This is a genomic window from Nocardia takedensis NBRC 100417, from assembly GCF_000308695.1.
Classification (GTDB): Bacteria; Actinomycetota; Actinomycetes; order Mycobacteriales; family Mycobacteriaceae; genus Nocardia; species Nocardia takedensis.
Window position 1 is genome coordinate 1 of record NZ_BAGG01000066.1, and the last position, 13,505, is coordinate 13,505.

General features: G+C 71.2%; 10 protein-coding genes. 7 read left to right on the forward strand and 3 right to left on the reverse strand.

Annotated elements, in window-relative coordinates:
- Positions 1-115 precede the first annotated feature (115 nt).
- From ON30_RS14150 to ON30_RS14165, 4 genes are all read left to right on the forward strand, one after another.
- Positions 116-514, forward strand: coding sequence for an MFS transporter (locus ON30_RS14150; protein WP_040707418.1), 399 nt, complete (start codon positions 116-118; stop codon positions 512-514).
- Positions 515-527: 13 nt separating this feature from the next.
- Positions 528-2,084 carry an ArnT family glycosyltransferase gene (locus ON30_RS14155; protein WP_040707420.1) on the forward strand — a complete coding sequence of 519 codons (1,557 nt, stop codon included), beginning with the start codon at positions 528-530 and terminating at the stop codon, positions 2,082-2,084.
- Between the two features lie 67 nt (positions 2,085-2,151).
- Positions 2,152-3,069 carry a glucosyl-3-phosphoglycerate synthase gene (locus tag ON30_RS14160; RefSeq protein ID WP_051029326.1) on the forward strand — a complete coding sequence of 306 codons (918 nt, stop codon included), beginning with the start codon at positions 2,152-2,154 and terminating at the stop codon, positions 3,067-3,069.
- On the forward strand, positions 3,066-4,082 hold the full coding sequence (locus ON30_RS14165; RefSeq protein WP_040707421.1) for an alpha/beta hydrolase: 1,017 nt from the start codon (positions 3,066-3,068) through the stop codon (positions 4,080-4,082). Before ON30_RS14160 ends, ON30_RS14165 begins: the two co-directional genes overlap by 4 nt.
- A gap of 448 nt (positions 4,083-4,530) precedes the next feature.
- Here ON30_RS14165 and ON30_RS14170 read toward each other — a convergent pair whose 3' ends face one another.
- Positions 4,531-5,742 carry a PucR family transcriptional regulator gene (locus ON30_RS14170; protein ID WP_157183726.1) on the reverse strand — a complete coding sequence of 404 codons (1,212 nt, stop codon included), beginning with the start codon at positions 5,740-5,742 and terminating at the stop codon, positions 4,531-4,533.
- A gap of 383 nt (positions 5,743-6,125) precedes the next feature.
- Between ON30_RS14170 and ON30_RS14175 the strand changes: the two genes are divergently transcribed.
- Positions 6,126-8,192: an AMP-binding protein gene (locus ON30_RS14175; RefSeq protein WP_040707522.1), complete on the forward strand. Its 2,067-nt coding sequence runs from the start codon at positions 6,126-6,128 to the stop codon at positions 8,190-8,192.
- Between the two features lie 35 nt (positions 8,193-8,227).
- On the opposite strand, the gene ON30_RS14180 is transcribed toward ON30_RS14175, so the two are convergent.
- Together ON30_RS14180 and ON30_RS14185 are read right to left on the reverse strand one after the other, a co-directional pair.
- Positions 8,228-9,745 carry a flavin-containing monooxygenase gene (locus ON30_RS14180; protein WP_040707423.1) on the reverse strand — a complete coding sequence of 506 codons (1,518 nt, stop codon included), beginning with the start codon at positions 9,743-9,745 and terminating at the stop codon, positions 8,228-8,230.
- Positions 9,746-9,799: 54 nt separating this feature from the next.
- The gene (locus ON30_RS14185; RefSeq protein ID WP_157183727.1) at positions 9,800-10,723 is read right to left on the reverse strand and encodes a PucR family transcriptional regulator; all 924 of its coding nucleotides are present in this window, start codon (positions 10,721-10,723) and stop codon (positions 9,800-9,802) included.
- 158 nt (positions 10,724-10,881) lie between these two features.
- On the opposite strand from ON30_RS14185, the gene ON30_RS14190 reads away from it, so the two are divergent.
- Together ON30_RS14190 and ON30_RS14195 are read left to right on the forward strand one after the other, a co-directional pair.
- Entirely contained in the window at positions 10,882-11,547 is a 666-nt protein-coding gene (locus tag ON30_RS14190) for a TetR/AcrR family transcriptional regulator (RefSeq protein ID WP_040707425.1), read from the forward strand.
- A 133-nt stretch (positions 11,548-11,680) separates the two neighbouring features.
- Positions 11,681-13,483, forward strand: a complete 1,803-nt coding sequence (locus ON30_RS14195; protein WP_169334914.1) for an AMP-binding protein — start codon at positions 11,681-11,683, stop codon at positions 13,481-13,483.
- Positions 13,484-13,505: the final 22 nt, after the last annotated feature.

Genomic DNA, 13,505 nt, shown 5'->3' on the forward strand with positions numbered 1-13,505 from the left:
GGCCTGATGATCGTGCCGTTCGCGCGTCGGCGCGGCGGCGGGCGCGCTGAGTTCGCCGCTGCTGACCGAACGATGGGGGCCGCGGGGGCTCGCCGTCGGCGCGACGGTCTTCGCGGTGGCGATCGGAGCGGTCGCGCTGCTCATCGACCCCGGCGCGAACCGGGTGGACACCGCCGCGCTCGCGACGCCGGTGGTGCTGGCCGGACTGGGCGCCGGGTGGTTCGCCGCCCCGCTGCCGTCGGTGTTGATCGCCGACATCGCACCGGAGGCGGCAGGGGCGGCCTCCGGCACGGTGCCGACGCTGCAACAGATCGGCAGCGCGCTCGGTCCGGCCGCCTTCGGCGCGGTGCTCTACGCGGGGATCGCCGCGGGCCGCGTCGCGGACCCGGCGACCCGCGCCGCCACCGTGGCGCACACCTATGCCACCGCGTTCACCACCGTGCTGTGGGTCATCGCCTGCCTTGCCGCGGTACTGGCCGCGGTGAGCCTGGCACTGCCCGCGCGCGGGCGCTGAGAACAGGACGGCGATGACGACCGAACAACGCTCCCGACCCGCGCGAGCCCCACGCGCGAGTGCGCCGATTCCCGCCTACGCGTGGCGCGCGGTGGGGCCCGTAGCCTTGGTGGCCGGCCTGTTCGTGCTGGTCCGCGCCCCGCGCTACCCGTACTTCGGCGACGAACTGTATTTCCTGGCCGCCGGGCGCAGGCCCGCGATCACCTACCTCGATCAAGGCCCCTTCGTCCCGCTGCTGGCCCGCCTGTGCGACACCCTCGCCCCGGATTCGCCGCTCGCCCTGCGTCTTCCGGCGGTACTGGCCGGTGTGGCGGCGATCCTGGTGACGGCCGCCCTCGCCCGCGAATTCGGCGGCGGGGGCCGGGCGCAGGCGGTCGCGGCCCTCGCCTACGCCACGAGCCCGTTCTTCGTCTCCCAGACCGCGTCGCTGTCGACCTTCGCCTTCGACGCCACCTGCGCGGCGACCGTGGTGTGGCTGATCGTGCGCTGGACCCGCGCGCGCGAGGATCGCCTGCTCTGGTTCGCGGCGCTGGTCCTGATGCTCGAACTCCAGATCAAGTGGTCCGCACCGCCGTTGCTGTGCGGTCTGGCCCTCGGGGTGGTGGTGTTCGGCCCGCGCGAATTGCCGCGCACACCCGCGCTGTGGGCGTGGACGGGCGCGGTACTGCTGACCGCGCTGCCGGGCTTGACCTGGCAGGCCCGCCGCGGCTGGCCCCAGTGGGCGATGGGCCCGGTGATCTCCGCCGAGCAGCGCGCCGCGACCGGCGGCGGCTTCGGCCTGGCCGTCCAGATCCCGGTGCTGGCCGGTCTGCTCGGCACGTTGCTGGCTCTCTGGGGCTGTTGGGTGCTGGTGCGCGCGAACCACTTCCGTCCTTACCGCTTCCTGCTGGTCGCGCTGGTCGCGCAAGTGGTGTTCGTGTTCGCGACCACCACCCGGCCCTACTTCGTCGCGAACCTGTTCCCGGCATTGTTCGCGGCGGGCGCGGTGGCCGCCGTCGCCGCGACCAGCGGACGGCTGCGCACCCTCGGCGTAAGCGTGGTCGCCCTGGCGAGCGCGGCGATCGCCGTGACGACGGTGCTGATCCTGCCGCGGCCGCTGTCGGAACTGCACACGCCCAGCGCCGACCGGGCCGCGCTCTACGGACGCCTGCGCACCTACGGGACGACCGGCTGGGACCGACTGGTCGAGACCGTCGACGCGGCCCACCGCGGCCTCGCCGAGGCCGACCGCCCCCGCACGGCGATCCTGGCCGACACCTATTGGCAGGCCGCCGCACTCGACCATCTGGCGCGACCCGACTGGCCCGAGGTGTACAGCCCCAACCGCGGATTCGCCGAATTCGGGCCGCCACCCGACCACGCCGAAGTGCTGCTCTACGTCGCCCCGCGCCGGATGGAGCCCACCTTGGGCCGTTTCTTCGGCGAGGTCACCGCCGTCGGCGTGCTCGACGACCCGCTCGGCTTCCCCGGCATCGACCGCGACGTGGTCGTGTTCCGCTGCGAACGCCTCCTGCGCCCGTGGCCGACGACCTGGCCCGAACTGATCCGCTACGAACTCGACGCCGACTGAGTCGCCCCGCGACCGTTCGAGCAGTCCCGCGCCGGGCTTCCGCGCGGGGAAAAGGAAAGGACCGACGATGCCCTACCAGGACCCGCGCGAGCTGGTCGCGGCGAAAGACGGGCGCACGATCTCCGTCGTGCTACCCGCGCTGGACGAACAGGACACGGTGGCCGGGGTGATCGGCTCGATCTCGGCATGGGTCGGCACGCTCGTGGACGAAGTGCTGGTGATCGACTCCGGGTCGCGCGACGCCACCGTGGAACGGGCCCGCGCCGCGGGCGCCACCGTCTACACCCGCGAACAGGCGCTGCCCGCCCTCGGGCCGCGGCCGGGCAAGGGGGAGGTGCTGTGGCGCTCGCTGGCGGTGGCGACCGGCGACATCGTCGTCTTCGTCGACTCGGATCTGGTCGATCCCGATCCCGGACTGGTGCCCGCCTTGGTCGCCCCGCTGTTGAACAGCCCGCGCGTGCGGATGGTCAAGGGCTACTACCGGCGTCCGCTGCCCGCCGAACGGCGCGACACCGGCGGCGGGCGCGTCACCGAACTGGTGGCGCGTCCGCTGTTGACCGCGCTCGCCCCGGCGCTGGCCGAGATCGTGCAGCCCTTGGGCGGGGAGTACGCCGCGACCCGGGAACTGTTGGCCGCCTTGCCGTTCGCGCCCGGCTACGGAGTGGAGATCGGGTTGCTGCTCGACACCTGTGCCCGGCACGGCATCGAGGCCATCGCGCAGGTCGATCTGGGTGTGCGGGTGCACCGAAACCGGCCGACCCACGAACTGGCGGTGATGAGCCGCCAGGTCATCGCGACGATGCTGACCCGCCTGGGCATCGCCGACTCCGGACTCGGGTTGATCCAGTTCCTGCCCGAGGGGGCGAGCTGGCGCCGGGTCCCCAGCACCGTCTCGGTCGCCGACCGGCCGCCGATGAACTCACTGCGCCCCAGGTTGACCGAACCCGTCGCCGCCCGTCCGCTCTCGCGAGGCGGCGTCCGATGACCCGCGGACCGCGCCGAACCCTGCTGCTCGCCGCCGCCTGTGTGCTGCTCGCCGCGCCCACCGCCCACGCGGGCCCGGAACAGACCCTGCCACCTGCCCAGGCCCCCGACGGCTCGACCATCGACAGCGCGGTGCGCACCGACCAGGGCTACCTCGACCTCGAGGTGTACTCGGCGGCCATGGACACCGTGATCCCGGTGAAAGTGCTGCCCGCGCGCGACGATTCGCGTCCCGCGCCCACGCTGTACCTGCTCAACGGCGCGGCGGGCGGGCACGGCGGCTCGAGCTGGTTCGACCGCACCGACGTGCCCGAGTTCTTCGCCGACAAACACGTCAACATCGTCATCCCCATCGGCGGAGCAGGCAGCTACTTCACCGACTGGCTCCGACCCGACCCCGTCCTCGGACGCATGGCCTGGACCACCTTCCTCACCCGCGAACTACCCCCCATCATCGACACCGCACTCCACACCACCAAAGCCAACGCCATCGCCGGCATCTCCATGGCCGCCACCAGCGTCTTCCAACTCGCCATCGCCGCACCCGGCCTCTACCGCGCCATCGGCTCCTACAGCGGCTGCATCCGCACCAGCGACCCCCTCGGCCAAGCCATGGTCGCCGCCGTCGTCGCCCGCTCCCGAGGCGACGCCGCGAACATGTGGGGACCCCCGCAGGACCCCGCCTGGACGGTCAACGACCCCTTCCTCAACGCCGAGAAACTGCGCGGCACAGCGCTCTACATCTCCACCGGCACCGGCCTGCCCGGCCGCTTCGACACCCCCACCAGCCCCGGCATCGACGGCGACCCGAACAAATACCTCGACCGCCTCGCCGTCGGCGGCGGCGTCGAAGCGGTCACCCGCTACTGCGTGCAGACCTTCGGACAGCGTCTGGCGGAGTTGGGAATTCCCGCCACCGTCGTCATCCGCCCCACCGGCACCCACTCCTGGGGCTACTGGCAGGACGAACTCCACGACTCCTGGCCCCTGCTCGCCGCCACCCTCGACCTGTGAGAGTCCCGCCCGTCACCACGTGCGCACGTCCGCCGGACGCGCGATCAAGCCGTAGCGTCGTCGGCCGGCCTCGGATAGGCGGCCCAGGGCGACGCGCCCGTCGGGCATCAGCAGGCGGGGCGGCTGGCGCGCACGGCGTAGCGCCGAGGGATGGGCAATCGACCCGACCGCGCCGGATTTCCATCTCGGCGCGGTCGGATTCGCCCAACCGGTGAAAGTCCGTACCCGCGAAATTCGAGCAGTCGGCCGCCTGGGTCGTCCTGCCCGGTCCGATCACCGACCTCGCGCGGGGTGAAGAAAGCATCCAGGATCAGCGGGCTCTGGGCCGGTTCGCTGTTCATTCCGCCCGCCCGGCACAGTCGATCGGTCGCTTCGGGAAGGTCGACGGGAGTGTCGACAGTAGGGTCAGCGGCAATGGGGGTGTCCGTCGTTCGACGGACCGTGGCGCTCAGCCGGCGGCGGTCCGCTCGGGCAGGGTCTGTTCGCGACGCTGGGAGCGGCGGTAGGCGTGGGCGATCAGGGCGCACTGGAGGTGGAACAGGCCCGATTGTTTGGCGGGGTCGTATCCGGTGAGTTCCTGGATGCGCCGCAGGCGGTAGTCGACGGTGTTGCGGTGCAGTTTCAGCATTCGCGCGGTGTCCTGGCGGCGCAGGTTGTTCTGGATGTAGAGCAGCAGGGTCTGCAACAGGCCGGGGTGGTCCTCGAGCGGGTCGATGGCGGCGGCCAGGCGGTCCATCGCGGGGCCGGGGCGGGTGAGCTGGTATTCCAGTGCCAGGTCGCCGAATTCGTAGAGTCCGGGCCGCATGTGCAGGCGCTGGGCGACGTCGAGCAGTTCGTGTGCGCTGTCGGCGACCTGGCGGATCTGGGTGCGCGCGCCGCAGAGGACCGCGGCGGTGAGCGGGGTCTGCGCGGCGCGGGAGAGGTCTTCGACCAGGCCGGTGAGGGTTTCGCGATCGGCGTCGCAGGCCGGGACCAGTACGGTGCCGCCGTGCACGCCCAGCACGGCCAGCGTGGACAGCGCGTGGTGTTCGGTGAGCGCGCGCTGCACCCGTTCCAGGGTGCCGCGGGCGGTGACTTCGCGGGCCGGATCGGGGCCGTCGACGTGCCGCCGGGGGATCGAGACGGCCAGCACCGCATAGGAATCGGCGAGCGGAGCGCCCTGCGGCACGTCCTGCCCGTCGCCTGCCAGCGCGGAGGCGAGGCGGTGCAGCGGGGTACGAAGGTGTCCGACGCGGCCGTCGACGTCCTGGATGTAGGCGACCGACACCGCGGCGGTCAGTCGCTCGCGGACCTGGAGGAACCGTTTGACGACGGTGGCCATCCGGTGCGGGTCGCGGGTGGCGGTGGAGGTCACGACCCGGTCGAAGGCCTGGTCGCCCGCGCTGCGGACCGCGCGCTGGATGGCCTCGAGCGAAACCCCTTGGCGTGACCAGGCTCTGGTGATGCGGCGCACCTGGTCGAGTTGGGCGGTCATGGTGGCCTCGGGGACCACGGCCCGGTTGACGGTCTCGGTGAGCAGTTCCGCGCACAGGCGCGCGAGCGCCGGGTCGTCGCAGCGCGGCGCGTCGCCGGAGCGCGGGCCGGGTCGGTCGGCGGCGGGGTGGGGTCCGGTCGCGGCGGTGGTGGTCTTCGGGTCGGTGAACTTGGCGATGGCGGACATCGGTGGTGCTCCGTTCGAGTCGCGGATCAGCCAGGGCGGCACTGCGTTCCGGGTTCGATGATGGTTCGCCGCCGCCGGGTGATCCGGCCACGATGATGTGGCTGTAACAATGCATCAATATACGGTGCATCGTCAGTACTGCGCATCAGATTTGGATACATTGTTGCGCACCGCCCCGTATCGAGGCAGTCCGCGCCCGCGAAATCGTGGCCTGTCCGGGACATGCACGGCGCGATCGCGCCGGTGAGCTTGCACTACGGACCGGATCGGGCGGGCTGTGGGCTCTCCAGCGCCCGCGTCGAACTCCGAATCCGCGGCGCGGACCCCGGTAGCGTCTCGCACGGTCGACGGGCAGCGGAGCCGGCCGACGGGGAGTGTGGCTCATGGTTACCGAAATTCTCGACACCACCCACGATGTCGCGGTCGGCCGCCGCGCGGTGTGGCAGGCCCTGAGCGATCCGCACACCTACGTGCGACTGTTCGCGGGCATCGGCGGCTGCGAATACGTCGAACACATCGAGGACTGCCCGGTCCTGATGTTCCGGATCGGTGACGCGGCGCACGGCGTCGCGGACGTGCGGGTGCGGCTCATCATCGGGAAGACCTCCGGCGATCTGGAACTCTACTGCCCGGACCTGGGCAGTCTGGCCGCGATCCGGCTCCGGGACCGCGACGCGGGCACCAGGGTGACCGTCACCGTGTTCGCCCCGGGCCGTGTGCATCCGGTCGTCGCGGCGGGAACCAACGCCGAGGTGATCGCCTGGATCGAGGCCGGTCTGCGCCGGGTGGCCCAACGGTGCCGCGCGGAGCCGACCTCGGTACTCGGCGCGGGCGCCCCGCTGCGGCGACAGGCCGATGTCGTCCGCCGGATGCTCTCGACCGGGATCGTGCGGCCTTCGCGGCCCGACCACGGTCTCAAACAGTTGGCGGCACTGGCGAAATGGGGGCTGAGCCTGGCGGGCGGCTACGCCACCTCCGCGGCCTGCGCACCGGATCGGATCGCGGTGATCGACGCGCGCGGCAGCAGCACGTTCGCCGAGATCCAGCGCCGCACCGACGCGCTGGCCTGCGCCCTGCTGGCGCGCGGACTCGGCGGCGGGCACACCGCCGCGGTGCTGGCGCGCAACCACGCCTCCCTGATCGAGATCATGGCCGCAGCGGGCAAAGCCGGTCTGGACCTGATCCTGCTCAACGCCGGCCTGTCCGGGCGGCAACTCGAGGACATCGCGCAGCGCGAACGACTCTCGGCGCTGATCGCCGACGCCGAATTCGACGACGTGGTGCGCTATCTCCCGCCGGGCACCCGCCGCCTGGCCACCACCGCGCGACCCGCACCGGGGGAGGAGAGCCTCGAGGACCTGATCGCGGACGCGCCGAACGCGGTGCCGCGCAGACGGCGGCCCGGCCGCCTGGTGGTCCTGACCTCGGGCACCAGCGGCAAGCCGAAAGGCGCCCGCCGTCCCGATCCGAAGGGACTGGAACCGGTCGCCGCGGTGCTGTCCCGGATTCCGTTGGCGATGCAGGAGACCATGCTCATCGCCTCGCCGTTGTTCCACACCTGGGGGCTCGGCATGCTGCAACTGAGTACGGCCCTGCGGGCGACGGTGGTGCTCCAGGAGCGCTTCGACGCCGAGAACTGCCTGCACCTGATCGCCGAGCACCGGGTGCGCACGCTGGTGGCGGTGCCGACGATGCTGCGACGCATCCTGGATCTGCCCGAGCGCGTGCGCGCGGCCCACGACCTGTCGAGTCTGCGCGTGGTGGCCTGCGGCGGCGCGCCGCTGTCGGCCTCGACCGTGCTGCGGTTCACCGAGACCTTCGGCGAGATCCTCTACAACGTCTACGGTTCCACCGAGGTCTCCTGGGCGACCGTGGCGACCCCCGAGGATCTGCGCGCCGCGCCCGCGACGGTCGGCCGCCCGCCCGCGGGCACCAGGATCGCGGTGCTGGGCCCGGATCTGCGGCCGGTGCCGGTCGGCGCGACCGGCCGGATCTTCGTGGGCAACCCGATGCTGTTCGACGGCTACGTCAACGCGCGGCCGCCCGTGGAGTCCGACGGCATGCTCGACACCGGCGATCTCGGCTGCCTCGACGTCGCGGGTCGGCTGTTCGTCGACGGCCGCGACGACGAGATGGTCATCTCCGGCGGCGAGAAGTTCTTCCCGCGCCCGGTCGAGGAGGCCCTGGAATATCTCCCGCAGGTGCGCGAGGCCGCCGTGGTCGGTGTCCCCGATCCCGATTTCGGGCAACGTCTGGCCGCTTTCGTGGTGAAAAGTGAAGGCACCGGGTTGGATTCGCAGATGGTGCGCGATTACATCCGGCACCGGCTCGGCCGGGTCGCGGTTCCGCGCGACGTGAACTTCCTGGCGGCGCTGCCGCGCGGGGACACCGGCAAGATCATCAAGCGGTTCCTGACCGCGCCCGATCCGGGAACCGCGCAGACCTCGTGAGTCCCGGGGCGCGCGCGGCGCCCCGGGACGACCGGTCAGTTCTCGACTCGCGTCATCCGCTCGCGCGCGGGCGCGATGCGGTAGAGGGCGGGGTTCAGCGTTCGGGTGCGCCGCCGATAGCTGCGCATCGACTCCGGCCAGTTGTTGGTGTTGGCGGGACCGCGCGAGGTGTCGGCGATGTACCAACTGTGGCAGCCTCCGGTGTTCCACACCGTGTCGGCCAACTGTTCCTGGACGCGTTCGTCGAAGGCGTCGAGCACCTCCGGCCGCAGGTCCAGATAGCCGCCGGTGCGCCGCATGGTGCGCAGCGCGTCGACGATGTAGTTCATCTGGCTCTCCAGCATGTGCACGATCGACCCGGAACCGACATTGGTGTTGGGCCCGTACATGAGGAAGAAGTTCGGGAAGCCGGGCACGCTGAGCCCGAGGTAGGCGCGCGGGCGTTCGTCCCAGGCCGTGACCAGGTCGACTCCGTCGGGGCCGACCACGGTCATCGGCGCGACGAAATCGTGCGAGCGGAACCCGGTGGCCAGCACGATCGTGTCGACCCGGTGCGTCCGTCCGTCCGCGGTGCGCAGGGCCGCGCCCTCGATCCCGGTGATCGGTTCGGTGACCACGCGGGTGTTGTCCCGGTTGAGGGTGTCGTAGTACTCGTTGGAGGTCAGGATGCGGTTGCAGCCGAGTTCGTAGTCGGGGGTCAGCGCCGCGCGCAACGCGGGATCGGCGATCTTGCGCAGGTTCCACCGGCACCACCACCGGATCGGGGCGGCCAGCAGCTTGCGTCCCCGCTCGGACACCAGCATGGGATTGAGGACCATCTCGAACCAGAGGAAGATCATCAGGCGAGGGATTCTGTGCAGCAACGGGATCCGGCGATTGAGCGGGCCGCGCAGCCGGGCGTACTCGGTGTCGGGTTTCGGGCTGATCCAATAGGGCTGGCGCTGGAAGATCGTCAGCGAACCGGCCACCTCGGCCAGGTGCGGCACGAGTTGGATCGCGCTGGCGCCGTTGCCGATGACCGCCACGTCGCGGCCGGACATGTCGTGCTCGTGATCCCAGCGCGCCGAGTGGAACACTGTCCCGGCGAAGTCCGCGAGGCCGGGGATGTTCGGGTAGGACGGCGTCGAGAGCTGCCCGCAGGCCGAGATCAGCACGTCGGCGGTGTAGGTCGCGCCGTCGGCGGCGCTCAGCGTCCACTGCCGCCCGGTGCGGTCGTAGCGCGCGTCGACGATCTCGGTGTCGAAAAGGATGCGTGGCCGCAGGCCAGCGTCGTCGGCGCAGGCACGCAGGTAGCCCAGGATCTCGGGTTGTTCGGCGAAGCGCCGCGACCAGTCGGGTTTGGGCAGGAAAGAATAGGAGTACAGGTGCGAGGGCGCGTCGCACGCCGCCCCCGGGTAGGTGTTGTCGCGCCACACCCCGCCCACGTCGCCGTGCTTCTCGTAGATCCACACGTCGCGAAAACCGGCCTGGCGCAGCCGGATCGCGAGTCCGATGCCGCTGAATCCGCTGCCGACTACGGCGATCGACGGCTGTGCGCCGCTGTTGTCATCCACTTGCACTCCTGTTGTGGCTGTCCCGCACCGCTGCGGGAGGACTGGTCGGCGGCCCTAGGTCGCTGGACGGTCCGCCTCGGTGGCCCGGTAGGTCTGCGCGACCAGCGCCGATTGCAGGTACCACAGCCCGTTGGGCCGGTACGGGTCCAAGCCGGTGAGTTCCTTGACCCGGCGCAACCGGTAGTCGACGGTGTTGCTGTGGATGGTGAGCATCCGCGCGGTGCGCTGGCGGTTGAGGTCGCTGTCGAGATAGCAGCGCAGCGTGTCGACCAGATCCGGGTGCGCGCGCAAAGGCTCCAGCAGCGCCCACAGGTGATCGGTGACGTGGTCGCGCCGGGTGGCCTGGTATTCCAGGGCCAGATCGTCGAGTCGGTAGAGCCGGGGTTCGTAGCGCAGTCGCTGGACGATATCGAGCAGTTCGTGAGCCAGGTCGGTGGCGGGCGGGATGCCGTGAAAGGTGGCCGAGACCGCGGTCGCGGTGACCGGCGTGCCCGCCGCGCGCGTCAGATGGGTCAGCAGGTCCTCCGGAATACGGTCGCCCGCTTCGCCTTCCGGGATCAGCACGGTGCCGCCGCTGCCGCTGAGCAGTGGCAGCGCGCTGTTCTCGCACAGGGCGGCAAAGGTGGCCTCGACCCGTGCGCGGCGCTCCTCGGCCTGGGCGAGCGCGGCCGATTCCGGCAGTGTCCGTGGCGTATTCGCGCCGATGGCGACGGCGAGCACGGAGTAGTACTCGGACAGGGCGATCCCCGCCGAACGGGCGACCGCGGCCGGATTCATCCCGTCGATGAGCATCGCGCTCAGCGTCCGCGCGGCGCCTTCGGGTTCCCCGAGCGCGCCGCGCAGTCGGTGCACGTGAGCGGCGACCTCGGCGGTCGACGGGGTGCGGACCACGGTGCGCGGCGGATGCGGCCGGGGCGCGGGCGTCGGTGGGCGGTGCGCCGAGGCGGCGGCCTCCGTCGAGAACGCTTCACTGCGCAAGGCGAGCCCCTCTCCTGTGCGTGCTGGGTGCGGACAACCCTAGCCGCGATGCAACAGAGCATCAATAGTTGATTCACTGTCGTCACGCGACCAGGTGAAATGCGGAGAATGGGGACGATTTCTTTGACGCAATGAAACAAGCTCGGTATCTTCGGTGCATGGCCAGGGTGCGCGACGAACTCGATGAGAAGATCATGGACGCGGCCCTGGACCGGATCTTGCAGGTCGGCATCCGACGCAGCAGTCTGGACGACATCGCGCGCCGCTGCGGGGTCAACCGCGTCACCATCTACCGCCGCTTCGCCCGCAAGCAGAACCTGGTCGAGGCGGTCCTGGAACGCGAGACCGAGCGTATGCTCGCCGAGGTCACCGCGCTCGCCGCGCGCACCGAGACCGCCGACGCCCAGATCGAGGAGACGGTGCTCTACGTCCTGCGCCGCACCCGCCTGCACGTCCTGGTCGCCCAACTGCTGGCGGTCGCGCCCGAGGAGGTGCTGAGCTTCTTCACCGTGCGCGGTCGCGACGTGGTCACCCTCGGCATCGACTTCACCGGCGAGATCCTGACCACCGCACAGAAACTCGGTCTCATCGCGGGTTACGACGTGCGCCCGGTCGCCGAGATCTTGGCCCGACTGGCCCATTCGGTGATGCTCACCCCGCACGCGGGCATCGACTTCACCGACGAGACCGCGGTACGGACGTTCGTGCGCGAATCCGTCGTTCCGTTGGTCAAATTCGGGCTCGGACCGGCCGACCCGAGCGCCGCGCCCGTGGATCCCGCCCTGCGCGCGGCCCGCCACGCGCCCGCGACCGATTCGGCCTGAGCGGCGCCGGGCCTCGTGCGAATGCCCACGCGGGCCGCCGATCTTCTGTGCATGGTCCAGTCCCGGTTCGCGGCGCGTCCGCGTCCGCCGCGCCCGCGATCCAATGATGTCGACCGGTGCGGAGGTGAATGGCGTGATTTCGGAGGTCATCGAGGTCGCCGAGGAGTATCTGATACCCCGGCACCTGCTCTGGGAGGTCCTGGTCGATCCGGGAATGTATCCGCGGCTGTTCCACGGGGTGGGCGCGTGTGAGCAGGTCGACGTGGTCGACGGGCAACCCCTGCTCGACCTGTCGGTCGGCACCGACGAGAGCGGAATCGGCACGCTGCGTGTGCGATTGACCGTCGGCAGGCGCTACGAGGCGTTCGATCTGCAATGCGCGGAGTCGGGCAGCCTGGTGTCGGTGCGTTTGCGCTCCGATGGTGCGCGGACCGCCGTGATCGTCACCGTGCTCGGCGCGGGCCGGGTGCATCCGTGGATCCGCCGTCGCGGCACCGGTGCGGTGCGGCACTGGCTGCGCGCCTGCCTCGACCAGGTCGCGTCCTTCGCCCGGGGTGAGGCCACCTCGGTCGTCTCCTGCGACCGCCGCCCGCCGCGCCTGCGTCGGATGCTGGCCCGCCACGTCGGTCGAGCGCGCCCGGATATCGTCGTGCGCCAGTGGGCGGGCCTGATCCGCCGCCGCGCGCCGGTCACCGCCCACTATCGCGCCCAGGCCCGGCATTCGCCGAATTACGTCGCGGCGGTGGACGACTGGGGCAGTCTCACCTACGCCGAAATGCACCAGCGCATCCACCTGCTCGCGGGTTCGCTCGGGGCGTGGGGGATCGGACCCGGCAGCGCGGTCGGACTGCTCGCGCGCAACCACCTCGAAGCCGTGCAGGTCATCGGGGCGACGGCGGCGCTCGGCGCGGATCTGGTGCTGCTCGACGCCGGGTACTCGGCCGACCACCTCGCCGAAGTCGTCGCGCGCACCGGAGTCGAGGTCCTGTTCGCCGACGGCGCGCTCGAAATGCAGACCCGCGCGGTCGATCCGGGCGTGCGGCGGGCGAGCACCGACGGGCGCTCGCTGTTCCCGGCCCTGCCGACGGTCGAAGGGCTGGTGCAGTCCGGTCGCTCCGGTCGCCGCCGCCGCTCGCATACCGGCCGGGTCTTCGTGTCGGCCAACGGAACCCAGCGAACGGCATGGCTTCCGCAGCGGCGCGACCTGCGCGGCTTCGCGGATCTGCTGTCCCGGGTGCCGCTGTGCGTGGACGAGGCGATGCTGATCGCGGCCCCGCTCACGCGCGGATGGGGGCTGGCCGCCTTCCAAGCCGCCCTCGCCACCCGCGCGCGCACCGTGCTCACCGAGGATTTCGATCCCGAGGACTGCCTGTGGCTCGTCGCGACCTACCGGATCGGCGTGCTGATCCTGACGCCCCTCATGGTGCGGCGACTGCTGGAACTGCCCATCGAGGCGCTCACCCGCTACGACCTGTCCACCCTGCGGGTGGTGGCCTGCGGCGGCGGTACGCTCGCGCCCGAGTTGGTGCGCCTGTTCCTCGACGCGTTCGGCGAGATCCTCTACAACGTCTACGGCAACGCCGAGGCCGCGTGGATCGCGGTCGCCGACCCGCGCGAGTTGCGGAAGGCGCCCGGGACCGTCGGGCGTCCGCCCACCGGCACCGAGATCGCCGTGCTGGGAACCGATCTCACCCCGGTGCCGATCGGTGCGGTCGGCCGGATCTTCGTCCGCAACCGGATGATGTGCGGGGGTCATCTCGACGATCGGGACGACGTGACGGTCGGCTCACTGCTCGACACCGGCGACTTCGGCTACCTGGACGTGTCCGGTCGGCTGTTCGTCACCGGACGTGTCGCCGCCGCGCCGCGCCCCTACGATCCCGCGTCCGCGGTCCCCGTCGTGGAGCATGCCGAGGCGTCCCGATCGGAGCGTTGACCGAGGCCGTGTCGTGGGCCTC

What these genes read in the sequence shown, in the direction of transcription:
- ON30_RS14165 (WP_040707421.1), top strand. Translation starts at nt 3,066, where the DNA reads ATGACCCGCGGACCGCGCCGAACCCTGCTGCTCGCCGCCGCCTGTGTG.
- ON30_RS14170 (WP_157183726.1), bottom strand. Translation starts at nt 5,742, where the DNA reads ATGTCCGCCATCGCCAAGTTCACCGACCCGAAGACCACCACCGCCGCG.
- ON30_RS14175 (WP_040707522.1), top strand. Translation starts at nt 6,126, where the DNA reads ATGGTTACCGAAATTCTCGACACCACCCACGATGTCGCGGTCGGCCGC.
- ON30_RS14160 (WP_051029326.1), top strand. Translation starts at nt 2,152, where the DNA reads ATGCCCTACCAGGACCCGCGCGAGCTGGTCGCGGCGAAAGACGGGCGC.
- ON30_RS14190 (WP_040707425.1), top strand. Translation starts at nt 10,882, where the DNA reads ATGGCCAGGGTGCGCGACGAACTCGATGAGAAGATCATGGACGCGGCC.
- ON30_RS14155 (WP_040707420.1), top strand. Translation starts at nt 528, where the DNA reads ATGACGACCGAACAACGCTCCCGACCCGCGCGAGCCCCACGCGCGAGT.